At 37.6% G+C, this 19,178-nt stretch carries 16 protein-coding genes and 3 tRNA genes; 16 read left to right on the forward strand and 3 right to left on the reverse strand.

Features of this window, described 5'->3' with window-relative positions; genetic code table 11:
- The first annotated feature begins 165 nt into the window (after window positions 1-165).
- Window positions 166-1,482: a hypothetical protein gene (locus AC4CS8_RS04190; protein ID WP_493893688.1), complete on the forward strand. Its 1,317-nt coding sequence runs from the start codon at window positions 166-168 to the stop codon at window positions 1,480-1,482.
- 114 nt (window positions 1,483-1,596) lie between these two features.
- On the forward strand, window positions 1,597-2,619 hold the full coding sequence (locus AC4CS8_RS04195; RefSeq protein ID WP_493893689.1) for a branched-chain amino acid aminotransferase: 1,023 nt from the start codon (window positions 1,597-1,599) through the stop codon (window positions 2,617-2,619).
- 48 nt (window positions 2,620-2,667) lie between these two features.
- Here AC4CS8_RS04195 and AC4CS8_RS04200 read toward each other — a convergent pair whose 3' ends face one another.
- The gene (locus AC4CS8_RS04200) at window positions 2,668-3,606 is read right to left on the reverse strand and encodes a glycosyltransferase family 2 protein (protein ID WP_493893690.1); all 939 of its coding nucleotides are present in this window, start codon (window positions 3,604-3,606) and stop codon (window positions 2,668-2,670) included.
- Window positions 3,607-3,727: 121 nt separating this feature from the next.
- On the opposite strand from AC4CS8_RS04200, the gene AC4CS8_RS04205 reads away from it, so the two are divergent.
- Entirely contained in the window at window positions 3,728-5,059 is a 1,332-nt protein-coding gene (locus AC4CS8_RS04205; protein ID WP_493893691.1) for a tyrosine-protein kinase domain-containing protein, read from the forward strand.
- Between the two features lie 14 nt (window positions 5,060-5,073).
- Window positions 5,074-6,300 carry a hypothetical protein gene (locus AC4CS8_RS04210; protein WP_493893692.1) on the forward strand — a complete coding sequence of 409 codons (1,227 nt, stop codon included), beginning with the start codon at window positions 5,074-5,076 and terminating at the stop codon, window positions 6,298-6,300.
- A 91-nt stretch (window positions 6,301-6,391) separates the two neighbouring features.
- Here AC4CS8_RS04210 and AC4CS8_RS04215 read toward each other — a convergent pair whose 3' ends face one another.
- Window positions 6,392-7,876 (reverse strand): lipopolysaccharide biosynthesis protein, encoded by a 1,485-nt coding sequence (locus AC4CS8_RS04215; RefSeq protein ID WP_493893693.1) that lies wholly within the window; start codon window positions 7,874-7,876, stop codon window positions 6,392-6,394.
- A gap of 178 nt (window positions 7,877-8,054) precedes the next feature.
- Window positions 8,055-8,960, reverse strand: a complete 906-nt coding sequence (locus AC4CS8_RS04220; protein WP_493893694.1) for a glycosyltransferase family 2 protein — start codon at window positions 8,958-8,960, stop codon at window positions 8,055-8,057.
- 92 nt (window positions 8,961-9,052) lie between these two features.
- Here AC4CS8_RS04220 and AC4CS8_RS04225 point away from each other — a divergent pair, with 92 nt between their 5' ends.
- From AC4CS8_RS04225 to AC4CS8_RS04280, 12 genes are all read left to right on the forward strand, one after another.
- Window positions 9,053-9,823: a glycosyltransferase family 2 protein gene (locus tag AC4CS8_RS04225; protein ID WP_493893695.1), complete on the forward strand. Its 771-nt coding sequence runs from the start codon at window positions 9,053-9,055 to the stop codon at window positions 9,821-9,823.
- Between the two features lie 9 nt (window positions 9,824-9,832).
- Complete coding sequence (locus tag AC4CS8_RS04230) at window positions 9,833-10,651, forward strand: glycosyltransferase family 2 protein (RefSeq protein ID WP_493893696.1); 819 nt, start codon at window positions 9,833-9,835, stop codon at window positions 10,649-10,651.
- A gap of 102 nt (window positions 10,652-10,753) precedes the next feature.
- Window positions 10,754-11,833, forward strand: a complete 1,080-nt coding sequence (locus tag AC4CS8_RS04235) for a sugar transferase (RefSeq protein ID WP_493893697.1) — start codon at window positions 10,754-10,756, stop codon at window positions 11,831-11,833.
- A complete protein-coding gene (locus tag AC4CS8_RS04240; RefSeq protein ID WP_493893698.1) occupies window positions 11,814-12,137 on the forward strand; it encodes a sugar transferase in 324 nt (107 codons plus the stop codon). Before AC4CS8_RS04235 ends, AC4CS8_RS04240 begins: the two co-directional genes overlap by 20 nt.
- A gap of 262 nt (window positions 12,138-12,399) precedes the next feature.
- Window positions 12,400-12,633 carry a DUF2969 domain-containing protein gene (locus AC4CS8_RS04245; RefSeq protein ID WP_493893699.1) on the forward strand — a complete coding sequence of 78 codons (234 nt, stop codon included), beginning with the start codon at window positions 12,400-12,402 and terminating at the stop codon, window positions 12,631-12,633.
- Between the two features lie 51 nt (window positions 12,634-12,684).
- Window positions 12,685-12,765, forward strand: a tRNA-Tyr gene (locus AC4CS8_RS04250).
- A 138-nt stretch (window positions 12,766-12,903) separates the two neighbouring features.
- Window positions 12,904-12,975: transfer RNA gene (locus tag AC4CS8_RS04255), tRNA-Gln, on the forward strand.
- Window positions 12,976-13,099: 124 nt separating this feature from the next.
- Entirely contained in the window at window positions 13,100-14,305 is a 1,206-nt protein-coding gene (gene rpsA / locus AC4CS8_RS04260) for a 30S ribosomal protein S1 (protein ID WP_493893700.1), read from the forward strand.
- A 36-nt stretch (window positions 14,306-14,341) separates the two neighbouring features.
- Window positions 14,342-14,413 (forward strand) — tRNA-Arg (locus tag AC4CS8_RS04265).
- A 231-nt stretch (window positions 14,414-14,644) separates the two neighbouring features.
- Window positions 14,645-16,135 carry a nucleotide sugar dehydrogenase gene (locus tag AC4CS8_RS04270; RefSeq protein ID WP_493893701.1) on the forward strand — a complete coding sequence of 497 codons (1,491 nt, stop codon included), beginning with the start codon at window positions 14,645-14,647 and terminating at the stop codon, window positions 16,133-16,135.
- Window positions 16,136-16,171: 36 nt separating this feature from the next.
- A complete protein-coding gene (locus AC4CS8_RS04275; protein ID WP_493893868.1) occupies window positions 16,172-17,200 on the forward strand; it encodes a threonine aldolase family protein in 1,029 nt (342 codons plus the stop codon).
- Window positions 17,201-17,407: 207 nt separating this feature from the next.
- On the forward strand, window positions 17,408-19,168 hold the full coding sequence (locus tag AC4CS8_RS04280) for a PTS mannitol transporter subunit IIBC (protein ID WP_493893702.1): 1,761 nt from the start codon (window positions 17,408-17,410) through the stop codon (window positions 19,166-19,168).
- Window positions 19,169-19,178 lie beyond the last annotated feature (10 nt).

The following is a 19,178-nucleotide window of genomic DNA, read 5'->3' on the forward strand; positions in this document are numbered from 1 at the left end:
GCTGAGTGGTTGGTACTGACAAATGAAGAAATGAACCCGCTCAGGCGGGTTTTTCTATTACATAAATTATTTGAGCATTTTCTGTAAAATGATATAATTAGAATATATCGTTGAGTTATCATCGTTTGATTTATATAATTTTTAAAATTTTATAGAGGTGAGAATATGAAAAGATTTGTTCCGTTATTGATTTTGCTACTAATCTGTCTTTCAGCTTGTCAAACCAAAAAGGAAGATAATATAGATGATACAGCTGTTACTACTTCATATATTGACAACTCGGACGAACTATATGAAAAATGGCAGAAAAATTTCAGATATGCATTTGTGGCATCGGATACCTCCACTTTGATGACGGCGGGTTTTTCTTTAAGGGTTAATCAAGAGGTTGAACTCTATCGTTCAGGCAGTGAATTGTTGGCTTGGAATCAAGGAAAAACTGTGCGCGGAACCTATAGGTTGAAATACTATGATAAAAAAGAAAGTGTTGAAACGTATTTGATTTTGGATGCGAAAACGGCTACAGATACGGAACCGGAGAGGATAAAAGTTTTACCAGACTTAATTGTGCAAATTGATGTTTCTGAAGCAGAATTGCAAAAAGCAGAGCCTAACCGTGAAGGAGATGAGAAAGTTACTTTTTATGCCTATCAGACAAGCGACGGAATTTTTGTACTGACAAATGGTAAGACTGGTGAGGATTTGCAAGTTTTCATAGCCTCCAATGAGGTTGCGAAAACATCAACTTCAGTTTTTCCAGAGATTGTGCTTGGGACGTGGTATGGATATGACTTATATAATAATATTGCAGTTTATAGTCGTACCTTTCATTCTTCAGGCTTAGTTGAGGAACAGTTGCCAAGCGGAAAACTGGAAGCTTCAACAGTAAGTAATTTGATAGAAGTGGGTGAAAACTTATATAGATATGAATTAAAATCACAAGATAGTAGCGGTGTTTTTCAGGGCAATATTGGCGGAGTCGGTATCAAGTATGAATATGGTGTCTATATAAATTCAGATGGAAGCTATATAGAGCCAGTATTATTTTCAACTGAAGAAGGAAAAGAATTTGACTACCCAAATGATATTGTTCCTTCAGAACAATCAATGCGCATGTATAGAGATTTGGAGACATTGCGACTCAAGGAGGGAGAACATCTTAAAACTGATGGTGATTTTCTGAATACCGATACTAAAAATTTAACGAGTGAAGAGGTAGAAGATTGGGTTTGGCGTAATTTTAGTATTGGCATGGGAACTCCTGATTATCACTTCTATATCGAACAAGGTTGGAATGTAAGGAGTTACAAAAATCAAGATGATGGTTTAGTTTATGCTGATATTATAGATGAGAAGGGGCAGATTGTATGGTCGTTTCGAGTTGATGAGGAAGGATATCTTCAGACAAATAAAGGATTTGGATCCGGAATGGATATAGATTGGACTACTGTTGCTAGAAAATTTACTGATAGTGGTAGATGAGGAGAATGATAGGCTGGATTGGATTACTTGTTATATTCCAAAATATTCTGAATTTTTCTTGAAAATCACTTTCAAAAGTAGTAAAATAATAAAAAATACCTTTGGAGAAAACTTATGACAGTAAACATTGACTGGGAAAACCTTGGTTTTGCCTACATGAAATTGCCTTACCGTTTCATCGCTCACTTCAAGAACGGCCTATGGTCTGAAGGGCAGTTGACTGAAGATGCGGAACTTCACATTTCAGAAAGCTCACCAGCCCTCCACTACGGCCAACAGGCATTTGAAGGACTAAAAGCCTATCGTACCAAGGAGGGAAAACTCCAGCTCTTTCGTCCAGACCAAAACGCTGAGCGCCTACAACGAACAGCTGACCGCTTGCTCATGGAGCCTGTTCCGACGGAGCTCTTCATCAAGGCCTGCAAAGAAGTGGTCAAAGCCAATGCAGACTACGTTCCTCCATATGGAACTGGCGGGACACTCTACCTTCGTCCGCTCCTCATTGGTGTTGGGGACATTATCGGTGTTAAACCAGCGGATGAGTACATTTTCACAGTATTTGCAATGCCGGTTGGCAACTACTTCAAGGGTGGACTTGCACCAACCAACTTCCTTATTCAAGACAAATACGACCGTGCAGCACCAAATGGCACAGGAGCAGCCAAGGTCGGTGGTAACTATGCCGCATCGCTCTTGCCGGGACAATATGCTAAAAAGCAGGGCTTCTCAGATGTGATTTACTTAGACCCAGCTACCCACACCAAGATTGAAGAAGTAGGATCAGCAAACTTCTTTGGGATTACAGCTAATAATGAGTTTGTCACACCGATTTCACCATCAATCTTGCCGTCTATTACAAAATATTCTCTCTTATACTTAGCAGAGCATCGTCTGGGGATGAAGGCAGTGGAGCGAGAAGTCCTTGTCGAAGAATTAGACCAGTTTGTAGAAGCAGGAGCCTGCGGAACAGCAGCAGTCATTTCACCAATTGGTGGTATTCAAATCGCAGATAAACTCCACGTATTCCACAGTGAAACAGAAGTCGGTCCTATTACTCGTAAACTGTATGATGAACTAACAGGCATCCAGTTTGGTGATGTTGAAGCGCCAGAAGGCTGGATAGTGACGGTTGAATAATGCTAAAAATCCTAGCTTGCACAAAGTGCAGACTAGGATTTTTTTGTATTATCTAAACATCAATTTAGCAATCCAACGAGCCAAATAATAGTTGGCAGGTAATAGATATACTTTGATATAGTAGCGATGTAAACTGTATTCATTTTTATAAAAGGTAGGAATAAACGGATTTTTTAGATAGTTCAGCAGGCGAAGTTGCCGTACTGCTTCTAAGTAAGATTGCTTATCACCGATTTTCACCGCATTGGCAACCTTTTGCAACAAATCTTCTATCATTTTAAAGACAAAATAATCTTTGTATTTTGGGTTACGCTCACCTAAGATACGATTATTTTCTAGAGATTGACGATTTTTTTCTGGATTAGGTGTTGTGCTCAAAGACCCAGTTCTGGCACGATATACATATAGCTTTTCTGGTATAGTCGTAATATGTTCTGCAGCAATCATCAATTCAAAGTAAATACCTTCTCCCATATCAGGTAAAAATCGAAAATTAATCCGGTCAACTAATTGTTTTGCAACAATACGAGCGGAAGGTTGTGTGTTATGAAAAATATCTTGCAAAGTTGCTTTACCATAGATAGGTTTATACCAGACAGATTTATTTTTTCCGTTTGAAGAATAAGTATCTGTATCACATAAAACAAGGTCTGCTTTTTCTTCGATTCCTTTAGAATAAAGCTTAGCAAACATGTCCGGTTTAATAAAATCATCGGAGTCAACAAAGGCAATGTACTCTCCAGTAGCAATTTCAAGCCCCTTATTACGTGCCTCACCAACACCGACATTTTTTTCTAGATTGATGATATGCACACGATTGTCTCTTTGAGCATATTCTTCCATTATCGTTAAAGACCGGTCTGTAGAACCATCATTGATCAAAATAAGTTCTAATTCGGCTAAGCTCTGGTTCAAAACAGATTGAATACATTCTTCTAAATATTGTTCTGTATTATAGACGGGGGTTATTATTGAAATTTTGACCAAACTAATTCTCCTTTTGGTTATCATTATAGCATGTTAAGGGAGGGAGAGGAAGCGGATATTTTATTTTTTTTTTTAATGATGGTATAATATGGTGTTAAATTATGAATATAAGGAAGTAATCATGGACAAAGAATTACAGCTAAAATCAATTGTAAACTTACTCTTAGAGAAAATACGTTGGATTATTTTTTCGGTATTTGTTGCAATCCTCTTGGCAGTATTTTACACAAACTTTATTGCAACTCCTCTCTATAGTTCGACGACGAACTTATTGGTTAGTCCTAAATCACAGGATAATCTACAACTTAGTTTGAACCAATTACAGACAAATTCAAGGTTGATTGAAACCTATAAAAGTATTATATTTTCAGATGAGATTCTAGATGTAGTATCTACGGATCTTGGTGGAGACTATACTAACGAACAGTTAAAAAGTAATATTACTGTTTTGAGTGAAGAAGATGCGCAAACATTCAGTATTCGAGTAATTGATGAATCGCCAGAAAAAGCTGCTAAAATTGCCAACACAGTTGCTTCTGTCTTCCAATCAAAACTAGATGCTTATTATACTTCCGGTTTTGAAATTAAGGTTATTTCGGAGGCTAAGCCATCTGAACAACCAATCTCTCCGATTTTGTCCAAAAATATCCTTTTTGCAACTATTCTAGCTATTGTATCAAGTAATTTGATTATTATTTTGATGGAGTTGCTAAAGAAAACCGTAAGCGGGCGTTCTGTTATGGAACAATATGGCTGGCTTGAATTGGGAGATATTGGAGGTTATAGTTTTAAAGAGCGTACTCAGGGAGAACCGGATGGGATTGATTCAGACCAAAATACTAATTTCCTAGACAACATAGAAGCGATAAAAGCTCGATTACAGGTACAAATTTCGAAGAAATCAATCAAGACCTTTATGATAACAGGGATAGACGATTCAAAAGAAAAAACAGTCCTCTCGTTATATTTAGCTCAAAGTTTTGCTCAAGGTGGTAAAAAAGTACTATTGGTTGATGCTAATCTTCGAAATCCTAGATTACATCATCTGTTGCGGTTACCAAATGAACAGGGATTAGGAACCTATCTGAATCAACAAGGATCATTAGGTATCCATGCTTTTCAAGATGCGACTTTGTCAGTTATACTTGCAGGACCGAAAATTTCCAACTATGCGATGGTGTTCACTTCTGATCGACTAGGACGACTGGTTGAAGAATTGGAGACCAGATATGATGTCATTATTTTTAATGCACCACCTCTAGACGCTAATCCAGATGGTGAAATTTTATCAACTCGATTGAAAAATATTGTAACTTTGATAAAAAGAGATGTAACAAAATATGAAGATTTAAATGCAATTGAGCACTTTATAGATTCTTATGATGTCACTGTTTTGGGCTATGTAATGGATAACCGTGAGGCAAGAATATTTCCTAAGCGATTACGTAAGTAAGAGATGGGGGTTATATGGATAAAAAATACTTAAATCAATGGAGTATCTATTTCTTTTATCTCAGTATCGCAATCTATCCCTTAAATGTCCTGCTTTCGCTATCTTTAAAACTACTTGGTTTGGACTTTGTGGCGGCACGAACAATTTTCATTTGTTATGCATTAGTTTTTTTATTTGCTATTGTTTTACTGATAATTTTCCCAATTTCGCTCAAGCGAGTGGTAAGTCTGTTTTCCATCTATCTTTTATATTTTATCCTTTATTGGACGACCCCATCAGTCATGCAAGAAAAGTATTTTGGTGTGCAATTGCTCATGATTTATACTTTTTATCTACCCTACGCAGTTTTGATTTTGTCGCGGATTAATGACTTTAGCCTACTGTTTTCCAGTCGTTTCATAACCATTGTCAATTATTTTATCATTATTGGATCTTTTGTAGCGAAGTACGTTTTTAACGAATCGATAGGTTATATGCCCTACTCTTATAACCTTTTACCGATTTGGTTACTCTTTTCGTTTCACTTCATTGAACGTCCCAGTCTTGGAAAGTTGGGCATTGCACTAATTATGTTCTTGGAAGGAATTATTTACGGTGCTAGGGGACCGTTGATATGGTTGGCAGTAGGGAGTGTAGCTTATGGCATTCTACACTATAGCGAAAAAAAGAAAGAGCTTAAAATATCGATAATCGGTTTTGTTCGCTTTCTGCTATTTGTAGGTGTTGTTACTGGTTTCATCTTACTACTTTTTCGACTACTATCTTCTGTAGATGCCCCGACGTCCTATATTCTTTCGCGATTTGATAATGGGGTCATTAGCGAAAGTAAAGGTAGGAACTCTTTAACAGAGGCAGCTCTTCAATATTTGGGAGAGATGGGTGGTGCTGTCAATGGATTGTTCTTTGATCGAACGATTATGCCAGGCAGGGTTTATGTGCATAACCTGATTTTAGAAACCTACTTAGATTTTGGGTGGATTATTGGTAGTGTTATTCTAGGAGGACTTTTTTACTTCATTGGACGCACTTTTCAATTGGCTTCCTTTACTAATAAGAAAATGATGTTTTTCTTATTGTCGTCCTTCTTTTTAAAATATTCTTTAACAGGTAGTATCTATGAAGATTATCAGTTTATTATTTTTCTATCTTTAATTGTTGCTATATACAAGCAAGAGAAACCAGATAAGTTCGTTGTTTATGAACGCACTCAATCAAGAAAACCGCACAGAAATTCCATATAGTCTGTGCGGCTTTTTGATTATGTAACTTTCAATCCGTCACGCTCCGTAAGGTGCGTGACAAATAAACCACCCGTTTGACGGGTGGTCATGATTAGTGGCGAGTGCGAATGAATTCGAGTAGTTCCATTTTTGTAAATATGTAACTCATTATTAAACTGGTAAAAAGCGTAAATGTCATACTGATTATTGCATGTACTATCCATACACGTATATTGGAAATTGTGTTTAGGAAAGCAAAGAAAAATACATTAGAAAAAAGGAATACGGAGAGATTGATTGCCAGTTGTTTATAAACGAGTTTTGCAGAAGAAATTAGAATATGTTTGTAACAATACCAAATATAGTAAAACAGACTGAATAATTGAGAAAAAGTAGTCCCAATGGCAACTCCTGTAATACCAAAAGGATGTACAAGTAGTAGAGACAAGAAGAGATTGATAAATGCTTCTAAATAACTCCCCAGCTGTGTTTTCTTAAATTCTCCCTCTGCAAATACAAGCGTTCGATAAGGAAGACGGATAGCATATAAAAACAGAGAGAAGGTCATCACATAACCAAAAATAGGTTGATTGTAATCTGTATCAGTCACAGAAGCAGTATAGAGCAGTACAAATGGTGTAATTAGCTGGAAGGTTAGAGTTAACAACAATGTCGAGACCGTGTGTAACAACCATTCTAGCTTTCGAAATTGTTGAGTTAGTAGAACAGGATTCGTTGCATAAAGCGCTCTGCCCAGGAAAGGTCGAAGTCCACTGGTTGCAGCATTTAGAAGTGTCTTCATCCCTTGAAATACAGTATTGTAAATGGTGTAGATTGAAACATCTGTTAGACTAGCAAAGGTTGATAAAATAACAATATCTGTACTTTCTTGAATAGTGTAGGCAATATGCTGGCCGATGCCATACCATTGTTGTTTTATACGATAGTTTTTATCAATATTTTTTTTGGATATATTATAGTGTTTGTGTACGTAGAAACTGATATATATAGGCGGGAGTATAAAAACTAAGGCAGATACTAGACGGACAATCAGTATAGAGCTTCCTTGTTTGATAAGAAAATAGGATAAACAGAGGTTAGCAATGTTGGTTAGTCCCTGGAGTATCTCTTTTATGTAGTTTTTTTGATCAGAACCAAGGATAATTTGACTGGTAATGCCAACAAAAAATTGTAATAAATGAGATAGAGAGAGAATAGCTACAAAACTAATGATTTGTGTCTGGGAAAAAGGGCCTGATAAAATACGGGGAAGAAAGAAGCAGAGTCCTATGATATACAATATCAAGGCAAGGCCTATTTTATTAAAAAAATTCTGAGATTTGTAATAAATAGTTGAAAGAGATAGATAATCTTTTTCAACCAAGGGCTGGTAGACGTTTGCCTGTATCACTGCTCCCATTCCCATATCCAACAGACTGATTAGTGTCAGGTATTGACTAATACTGGACATAAGACCATTAACTTCTGAACCGTATGCTGTAATAAAGAGCCTAGGTAAAATCAGGCTACAAATAATAGAAATAAATCGATTCAGTAAAGAAATGATACCATTTAATTTGAGTGATTTTGTATTCATTTAGAAGTTATCTTTCGTGGTTAGTATGTTTGATAAAAAAGATCAATTTTGATACAATTATCAGAAGTACCGAAAGTACATTATGATAATTGATAATGATTGTCAAAAATTGAAAAGAGGAAATAGAACATTATAATTCCTAAACTGGCTCGTAGCTAGTTTCTATTTTTTTGACTATCTATTTAGTTAGCCACCGCCGTTTTATTTTAAGTAGCATATCGAGACAAGAATAACCCAATAGAGCGGCTACTAAATAGATAATAGGAACAAGACTAGGTTTGGTCCGAATAGATTTCCAAAGATATTTTCGGGTATGGTCAATATCCTTGAGACCAAAATAACGCATAGCCAGATAATATTCCTGGTAACGAATCAATTCTTTTTCAGGAATAAGTCCTAAAGAACGATTTATCTCTTTAGAACGTTGAGAGACGATTTGGTAGCCTTGAATAACCTTGGTGCTGTTTTTAGAAATACTATCTGCTTGTGCTTCATAGATAACTAAATTTTCTGCGATTTTATATCCCTTATGGCGCTGCAATAGTTTTAAAAATAAATCCCAGTCTTGACAGCTAAGTAAATCAGTATCAAGGCCACCAACTTCTAAAAAGGCCGACTTCTTGACCATTAGAGTTGAAAAACCACCTAGATTGTTTTGCTTAACGGTCTCTGCCAGAGGAATGAATCCTTCCGGTAGAGTGACAATCGTTTTGGCATCGAATCCTGTGACGACAAAGCCAACTTCAGGATAGGCTTCAAAAATAGTAAATTGTTTTGTTAGTTTATCAGGTAGAAAGTAGTCGTCAGAGTCTAAGAAGGCAATATATTCTCCCTTGGACAATTGGACTCCTTTGTTGCGACAGGCATTAGCCCCTTGATTTTCAGGAACTTGATAGAAGAATAGGTTCGGAATTTTATTGCTTAGTTGAGTTAATACTTCGATAGAGTTGTCTGTGGAACAGTCATCTACAATGATAATCTCGATATTTTGATATTGTTGTTTTACTACACTCTCAACAACTCCCTCTAAGAGGTGAGCACGATTATAGTTTGGAATGACAACGGAAATAAGGGGTAAATTCATTTTGTTTGTTTTTTCTTTCTTTTAGGTGATTGTTCTAATCTTACTATAATCATTACTAATTTTCAAATATAATTCATAAGGATATGTTAACGATGAACGTAAATCCGACTCCCTTGGTCAGTGTCATCATTCCCATGTATAACGCTGAAAAATATATTACAGAAACTATACAGTCTGTTTTGAAGCAGACTTTTCAAGATTTAGAAATTATTGTGGTAGATGATTGTTCTACAGATAATTCAATGACTATTGTTTCCTCACTGCAGAAAGAACTTGCTCCAATATTGTTTCTTTTGCAAAATAATCAGAATAGTGGGGTAGGAGTTTCCCGTAATAAAGGTGTAGAAGCGGCTAGAGGTCGCTATATTAGTTTTTTAGATGCAGATGACCTTTGGGAACCAACGAAACTAGAAAAACAAGTTGCGTTTATGCAAGCTCATAACTACGCTTTTACTTTTACAGGATATCAATTTGCTAATGAATCAGGGCAACCACTTAAATCCCCGGTTCGTGTGCCATCCGTGATTTCTTATAAACAATTGTTACGAAATCATACGATTTGGACATCGACAGTTATGTTTGATATGAGACAGCTAACGAAAGAACAGATTGCTATGCCTGATGTTCGGAAAGGGCAGGATATGGCGACCTGGTGGAAAGTATTAAAAGTGATAGAACACGCTTATAGTTTATCAGAGCCTTTATCGCTTTATCGACGGACGAGTCAATCTTTATCAGCCAATAAATTAGCAGCGATTAAGCGTACTTGGTTTCTATATAGAAAAGTTGAGGGGTTATCCCTATTTCAATCTATCATACCTTTTATTGGCTATGCCTTTAATGCAGTTAAACGGAGATTATAAGGAGATTTTATGGTTGTACTTGTTGCTACTCTGAAGAATGAGTGTGTTCCAGATTTGGTAAAGCAGATGAACCTGACTGCTACTGATACGATTGTTGTGAATCAATGGGGGACTGAAAGAAGTCTGACAGAACGTATTAGTAGCGGTAGGATGACAGTACTGGAAAGTAATCGTATCGGCCTTAGTGCTAGTCGCAATGACGCTATTTCATTAGCGAAAACAGAGGATATTTGTCAACTTGCAGATGATGATATGGTATTTGTTGATGATTACGATGATATTGTAGCGGAGGCTTACCAAAAAATACCTGAGGCAGACATTATTGTTTTTTATATCGAGTATGAATTATCTTCTCTTAGTAAAAAGAAATTACCTGCAAAAAAATTAAATTATCTGAGTGCGATGAAGGTTTCATCTTGTCAAATTACATTTAAAAAGTCTAAGATAGAGGAAAAAGAGCTTCGTTTTGATGAGCGATTTGGTATAGGAGCAAAATATACATTCGGAGAAGAAAATATTTTCTTATTCGATGCATTAAGAAGTGGCTTATCTGTATATAGTTATCCGGTTAAGATTGCTAGACTCCGTCATAGAGAGTCATATTGGGATAGGACTCCGAATAAGGCATTGAGTCGTAAAAGAGGTGCGGTGTATAAAAGAATGTCACCAGTCTGGTATTGGGTATTGATCTTGCAATTTGCAGTTCGAAAACGCAAGTTGGTGAAGCCTCACCTTTCTATGCTAGAAGATATAAAATACATGTTTCAAGGTGCTAGAGAATTTCAAGCATCATCAAAAATTAGTGACAAAACAAATCAAAAAAAGTAGAATTAAAGTACTGTAGATAGTTTGCTATAGAAGTCTTCATCAAAGTATGTCGTTGCACTATTTCTACATTTGTTTTTAAAATATAAGGAGGCGTTTTATAAAATGCTAGACAGGACTAGTGTCCTATCAAAGTTGGTTTATACAATTGAAGCTATTTCTATGCTACTAGCTGTACATTTCGTTGTTGCATCAAAACATATTGTTGGATTTATTGAAAATGGTCTGATCCAATTTGTGCCACATATAGTTTTTTTGGTCTTAATCTATGTGGTTATCAGCAAGGGGTTTGAAACGCAGGCCTATTTTAGCCGCACCCCCACAAGCATTGTGCTAACTTCTTTTATAGTACAGTTAATTTTTTCATTAGTTCTTAGTGCTACTTACTTTATATCTGTAAGTTCCTTTCAATGGCATTGGTCTTTTTTAGTCACTTATACCCTAGCAGGAACTTTTATTGTAAGCCTTCTCCATTTGTCTATTTATTATTACCTTACTAAGTATGCCAAGCGAAAATCTATTCTCATTTTAGGGAAAGAAAAGGCTGTTAAAATAGCACTTGAGAATATAGAAGACGTTATAAAACCATTTCAGCAGATTACTCATGTCGTTATCGGAAATTATCTATTGCATTTAAAAAATGAGATAGATAAAGTGGATATAGTTTATATTGCAGGTAAAATTGATCCTGTGGAAAGACAGGAGATTTACAATTATCTAATCACTAAGAACAAAACGTTATATATTACTACAAATATTGAAAATACTATGGCTCTTAATTCTAGTTTAGTCAATATATCAGATGAGAGTATTCTTCAATTATCACCTTATTTCTTATCAACAGAACAGGTTGTTATTAAGCGTTTATTAGACATCTTGATTTCGTTACTATTACTCCTATTCTTATCACCAGTTATGTTAATCACAATAATTGCTATTAAGTTAGAGAGTCCAGGTCCAGTTTTTTATCGCCAAGAACGCGTGACATTAAATCAGCAGGTTTTTTCAATCCTAAAGTTTCGTTCAATGGTAGTGAATGCTGAAGAGGCAACAGGACCAGTATTAGCCAAGGCAAATGATAGTCGAGTGACAAAAGTTGGTAGAATTATCCGTTCTACAAGGATTGATGAAATTCCACAATTGATAAATGTTTTAAAAAGGAGAAATGTCTTTAATTGGACCTAGACCGGAAAGAACATCATTTGTTGAACAATTTACTAAAGAAAATCAATTTTATTCTCTTCGTCACAATGTTAGAGCAGGTATCACAGGCTATGCTCAAGTTTATGGTAAATATACCTCGGGATTTGAAAGTAAACTAAAGTTTGATTTGCTTTATATAAAAAACTACTCAATTCTCTTAGATTTTAAACTGTTACTAAAAACTATTGTTGTGGTATTTGATAAATTAAGTTCTCAAGGAGAAATTGAAGAAAAATCTCCTTTGCAAAAGGCCACTATTAGCAAAGATATTTTAATATTACGTTAACAAATTTACCTGTTACAGTAAATTTATTTTATGTATAATATAATGAATTTTCACTAAAATCTGTAAGAGTGATCGTGAAAATACAATGAGACTATTCTTATAATGTAGTGGAAAATCTATCTGAAAGTAAAGAAAATGCATATATTAAATATACTCTTTTATGTATTTTCTTTATACAGATATGGTTAATTGAAGATGTTAGAACTTGCAAGCTGTTCTCTTTTTTTGTAGAATGAGAGAGATAGTTCATTCAGGAGGGATTATGGTAAAAAAAGATAAAAAAATTGAGATTCAAATCGAAGATAGTAAAGTAAAGGTCGGAGTACAAGAATTTTCAGGCTACCGTTTGAGCATCGGTAAAAAGACAATTGGTGAGATAGCAGAGTTAGCAGATGATCAATTTGCTGTTTTGAAAAATGGAAGTACCGACAGTCTGTATAAAAAATTGGAACAAGCAGTCGGAAATATTATTGAAAGTTACAATTTAAGTAATTAAGCCCTTGAAATAGTCACTTTTTTATGGTAAAATAGTGGCTGTTGGCGTTATGGAAAGATAGCGAAGAGGCTAAACGCGGCGGACTGTAAATCCGCTCCTTCGGGTTCGGGGGTTCGAATCCCTCTCTTTCCATGTCTAAGATACTAAGGGCGTCAAACGCACAGTAAAAATAGGAAGTTGACAGCAAATCCTGATTTGCTAGGCTACTTATCTTTTTTACACAGCGTTTAGCACGAGTTCATTTCAGATTACTATCTTAGAATAATGTTTTGGGGTATCGCCAAGCGGTAAGGCAAGGGACTTTGACTCCCTCATTCGTTGGTTCGAATCCAGCTACCCCAGTCAAGGTACTAGAGGAAACTCTAGTTCGTCAAAGATGTCATATTGTTGTTTGTCCTTGCGTGTGCCTTAATAAAATATATTTTATGTTAGGTCGAGAGGCCTGATTGTCGGAGGTTTATTTATAATGAACGAATTTGAAGATTTGTTGAACAGTGTGAATGAAGTAGCACCTGGTGATGTGGTAACTGCAGAAGTATTGACAGTTGATGCTGGTCAAGCGAATGTAGCTATCTCTGGTACTGGTGTTGAAGGTGTCTTGACTCTTCGTGAGTTGACAAACGATCGTGACGCTGATATCAATGAACTCGTTAAAGTTGGCGAAACTCTTGAATTGCTTGTCCTTCGCCAAGTTGTAGGTAAAGATACGGATACAGTAACTTACCTTGTTTCTAAGAAACGTCTTGAAGCACGCAAGGCTTGGGATAAATTGGTTGGTCGCGAAGGCGAAGTAGTACCTGTTAAGGTAACTCGTGCCGTTAAAGGTGGTCTCTCAGTTGAAGTTGAAGGGCTTCGTGGTTTCATCCCTGCTTCAATGATTGACAGTCGCTTTACTCGCAACACTGAGCGTTTTGTTGGTCAAGAATTTGACGCAAAAATTAAAGAAGTTGATCCAGCTGAAAACCGCTTTATCTTGTCACGTCGTGACGTTGTTGAAGAATCAGCAGCAGCAGCACGTGCAGAAGTATTTGGTAAATTGTCAGTAGGCGAAGTTGTAACTGGTACAGTTGCACGTATCACTAGCTTCGGTGCTTTCATCGACCTTGGTGGTGTTGATGGATTGGTTCATTTGACTGAATTGTCACATGAACGTAATGTTTCTCCTAAATCAGTTGTAACTGTAGGTGAAGAAGTTGAAGTGAAAGTTCTTGCACTTGATGAAGAAGAAGGACGCGTATCATTGTCATTGAAAGCTACACAGCCTGGTCCATGGGACGGCGTTGAGCAAAAATTGGCAACTGGTGATGTTATCGAAGGTAAAGTTAAACGTTTGACTGACTTCGGTGCTTTCGTTGAAGTATTGCCAGGTATTGATGGTTTGGTACACATCTCACAAATTTCACACAAACGTGTTGAAAATCCAAAAGATGCGTTAACTGTAGGGCAAGATGTAACAGTTAAAGTTCTTGAAGTGAATGCAACAGATGAGCGTGTATCGCTTTCTATCAAAGCTTTGGAAGAGCGTCCAGCAGCGGCTGAAGGCGAAGAGAAAGCTGAGAAGCGTGCAACACGTCCACGTCGTCAAAAACGTGAAGAAAAACGTGACTTCGAATTACCGGAAACTCAATCTGGATTCTCAATGGCTGATCTTTTCGGCGATATTGAATTGTAATTCGAGTAAAACTTGCTTCGTGCAAGTTTTTCATTTCCACCCTTAGTGTAATGGATATCACGTAAGATTCCGGTTCTTGAGATGGGGGTTCGATTCCCTCAGGGTGGATAAAAATATGCTTAAAACCCTTGATACACAAGGGTTTTTGTTATGTCTGCCCCAAATTTTGTCCAGAAAGGAATTTCGTAGGTTCTCCCTGTCGATTTTCCTTGTAATCGAAAGCTTCATTTGTGCGATATTTTAACAAATTAAGTATTATCTTTTATAGAATATATAATATTTGTTCGAAATTGAAACAAATGCTATACTATTGAGAGTAGAAATAAACAGGAGAATGACATGAATCGTACAAATTTTTCGATGAAACACTTAGCTAGCCTAGTGAAGAAACAACGTAAAGAAAAAGGATGGACTCAACAGGATATTGCAGAGAGGACTTCTATCCATCGTTCTATAATCAGTAAAATAGAGCAAGAAAAATATATTCCAAATGTTTTACAAATAGGAGAACTAGCGACTGTTCTAGACTTTGATATTTCGAAAGTCTTTCTTTTGGCGTGTGATAAGAAGGGAAATCAAGTTGAAAAACAAAAAGTTGCAGTTGCTGGAACAGGTTATGTTGGTTTATCTGTTGCTGTATTATTGGCACAACAACATGAAGTTGTTGCGGTAGATATCTTGCCTGAGAAAGTAAATGCTATCAACTCAAGGATTTCACCGATTCAAGATGACTATATTGAAGAGTATCTGGAAACGAAGGAATTGCAATTAACAGCTACTCTTGATGGCAAATGGGCGTATAGTCAGGCTGACATAGTTATAATTGCTACTCCTACTAATTATGATAGTAGGAGAAATTTCTTCGATACTAGTCATGTGGAAGATGTCATCCAGCAAGTTTTAGAGGCAAATAGTCATTCTCTCATTGTCATTAAATCAACTGTTCCAGTTGTATTTACAAATCAAATGCGGGAAAAATTTGATACAGACCGTATTATTTTTAGTCCAGAATTTTTGCGTGAATCAAAAGCTTTATATGATAATCTATATCCATCTCGTATCATTGTTTCTTATGAAAAGAGTGACAGCCAGAAAGTTGTAGAACAGTCTATCTTATTTGGTCAGATGTTAGCAGCAGCTGCGGAAAAAGAAGAAGTAGATGTATTGCATATGGGAGCGACAGAAGCTGAGGCGGTTAAGCTGTTTGCGAATACTTATTTAGCCTTGCGTGTGTCTTATTTTAATGAGCTTGATACTTATGCAGAAATCAAAAATTTGGATACAGAGGCAATTATTACTGGTGTTGGCTTGGATCCGCGAATAGGTAGTCATTATAATAATCCTTCCTTTGGCTATGGAGGATATTGTTTACCTAAAGATAGCAAGCAACTTCTTGCCAATTACGATTCAATTCCGCAAAATATGATGACAGCTATTGTTGAGTCCAACCGGACAAGGAAAGACTTTATTGCTGATCAGATTTTGAAGCAGGCTGGTTATTACGATTACTCTAAAAATAGTGAGTATTCTGAACAGGTTGAAAAAGAGATTGTTGTTGGAATTTATCGTTTGGCAATGAAATCCCAATCCGATAATTTTCGACAAAGTTCTATCCAAGGAGTAATGAAACGTCTAAAGGCAAAAGGTGTTCAAGTAATCATCTATGAACCAAGTTTAGAAAACGGAACTACCTTTTTTGGATCAAAAATTGTGAATCACTTAGGTGAATTTAAGAGGAAAAGCCAAGTTATTGTTGCAAATAGAAGTGATAAAATTTTGGATGATGTTCTTGATAAAGTATATACGCGTGATATCTTTAAACGAGATTAGCATTGAAATAGTCAAATGAAAGGAATATTGATTGTCATGCTACATTTTGAAAATGATTACAACAAAGGAGCTCATCCAGCATTATTGCAGGCCTTGGTGGAATCCAACCAAGAAGGTTTGTCAGGCTATGGTACAGACTGCTATACCCAGTCAGCTATTGAGAAAATTTGTCAGGCGACTAAGTGCCCCCAAGCTCAAATCACTTTTCTGACAGGTGGCACCCAGACCAACCAGGTAGCTATCAATTCCATGCTGGCTTCTTATGAGGGAGTCATCGCGGCAGACACAGGGCACATCTCCACCCACGAAGCAGGAGCGATTGAGTTTTCAGGTCATAAGGTGCTGGCCATTCCGCATCAGGAAGGCAAGATTTTTGCGGCGGACATCGAGCAGCTACTGGCTGACTTTTACGCAGATGCCAATCGCGAGCATATGGTGCATCCCGGCATGGTCTATATCTCCCACCCGACTGAGTACGGCACTCTCTATAGCAAGGCTGAGTTGACGGCTATTGCAGAAGTCTGTCGGAACTACCAGATTCCCCTTTTCTTAGATGGGGCACGTCTTGGCTATGCCCTGGCTTCTCGTGAGACAGATGTGGATTTGCAGGCAATAGCAGAGCTGACAGACCTGTTTTACATTGGCGGAACGAAAATGGGTGCTCTGATGGGAGAGGCATTGGTCTTTACCAAGAACAACCAACCCAAGCATTTCACCAGTATTGTCAAGCAACACGGAGCTTTGTTAGCTAAAGGCCGTTTGAACGGTGTCCAGTTTGACCGTCTGTTTACAGATGACTTGTATATCGAACTAGGTCGTCATGCAATCGCAATGGCAGAGCAACTTAAGGTGATTTTGGAAGAAAAAGGCTATCGTTTCTACCTCAAATCCCCAACTAACCAGCAGTTTGTTATCGTTAAAAGTGAAGAACTGAAGAGATTAACTGAAGCAGGAATTGCCTATGGATTCTGGGAAAAATACGACCAAGACCACACTGTTATTCGTTTTGCAACTAGTTGGTCAACCAGCCAAGAGGATGTGGACCAGTTGAGAGGAGTATTGTAAGAAACGCGAAGTGTCAGACGTGTAAAAAGGATGTTGGTCTTGATTAGACAGCAAAGAGAAGCTGACTATTTATATCAAATTGGAGTGGAGAGGCTAGGTGTTTGAGAACCTAGTCTCTTTTTTGTCACAATTTTTGTGACAAGATTTGAGTTTTGTTGTGACAAGAGGTTTTGTATAATAAACTTACAAAACAGGAGGAAAAATAATATGGAAAATTCTTCATTACGAGTTCGTCTCCAAAAACTCGGAACAACTCTTTCAAATATGGTGATGCCGAATATCGGTGCATTCATTGCTTGGGGTGTTTTGACCTCGCTCTTCATTGAAACAGGCTGGTTGCCAAATGAAACCTTTGCGACGATCGTCAGCCCAATGATTACTTACCTCTTGCCACTCTTGATTGGTTACACTGGTGGTTATAATGTCTATGGCCAACGTGGAGGTGTTATGGGGGCCATCTTGACCATGGGTGTGATTGCAGGATCTAGTGTTCCAATGTTTATCGGAGCTATGGTCGTAGGTCCTTTGGGGGCCTGGGTCATCAAAAAGTTTGATGAAAAAGTACAACCTAGCATTCGTCCTGGCTTTGAAATGTTGGTCAACAACTTCTCTGCTGGTTTGATTGGTTTTGCTTTGATGTTGGTGACTTTTAAGATTGTAGGTCCGTTCGTTGAAAGTATGACAGGAGTGATTGGTGATGGTGTACAAGCGATTGTGGACATGAAGCTCTTGCCACTTGCTAATGTTATTATCGAGCCTGCTAAGATTCTCTTCCTTAACAACGCCCTCAACCACGGTATCTTTACACCGCTTGGAACAGAGCAAGTCTTGGAAGCTGGTAAGTCTGTTCTCTTCCTCTTGGAAGCTAACCCTGGACCAGGTCTTGGTATTTTACTTGCCTATGCTTTCTTTGGAAAAGGTTCTGCTAAATCCTCTTCATGGGGTGCGATGGTCATTCATTTCTTAGGTGGGATTCATGAAATCTACTTCCCATATGTGATGATGAAACCAGCTCTTTTCCTTGCAGCCATCGCTGGTGGTGTATCAGGTACCTTTGTCTTCCAAACGCTCAATGCTGGCCTTGCAGCTGCGGCTTCTCCTGGTTCTATTATCGCAATCACAGGTATGGTGCCAAAAGGTGATGGTTACCTTGGGAATTTAATGGCTGTATATGCAGGTGTGTTTGCAGGTGCTCTTGCTTCCTTCCTTGTAGCAGCTATCATCTTGAAAGCGGATAAGTCAGAAGGTGAATCATTGGAAGCGGCTCAAGCGGCAACAAAAGCTGCTAAAGCTGTGGCAAAAGGCCAAGCTGTTGAAACAGTTTCTGCGGAGATCTCAGCAGATTCAGTAAAACAAATCATCTTCGCTTGTGATGCTGGTATGGGAAGCTCTGCTATGGGAGCATCGCTCCTCCGCGAAAAAGTCAAAAAAGCCGGCTTGGATATCCCGGTTACCAACAAAGCAATCGCTAACTTGCAAGATACTGATTATACCTTGATTGTGACCCAAGAAGAATTGGCCGACCGTGCTGCCCAACGTACACCGCGTGCGATTCACGTAGCTGTTGATAATTTCCTGACTTCACCAAAATATGACGAAATTGTTTCTCAATTAGCTGGCCAAGTCAAAGGAGCTGTATCTGAGGAAGTAAGCCAGGTAGCGGGTGCAGAAGTAGACTTGAACTACATTGACGAAGTGGTCTTTGCTTATGGTCAAGCTCAAGGTTCTGCAACCATGGGTCAAGCAACTTTGAGTGCTATCTTCCAGAATAAAGGGATTGGTATCCCAGTTGCGACTGTCCCTTATGAACACCTAGCAGAGCACAATGCTAAAAACATTCTGGTTGTTACGACTATTGCTCAACAAGCAGAAGTCCAGCAAGCTGCACCAAACGCTCAGCTCTTGGTGGTGGATAGCTTGGTGACAACGCCGGAATATGATAAGATTGTCGCTCGTATGCACAAGTAATTTTTTCAAC

This window comes from Streptococcus sp. NSSLK0004, assembly GCF_059039125.1.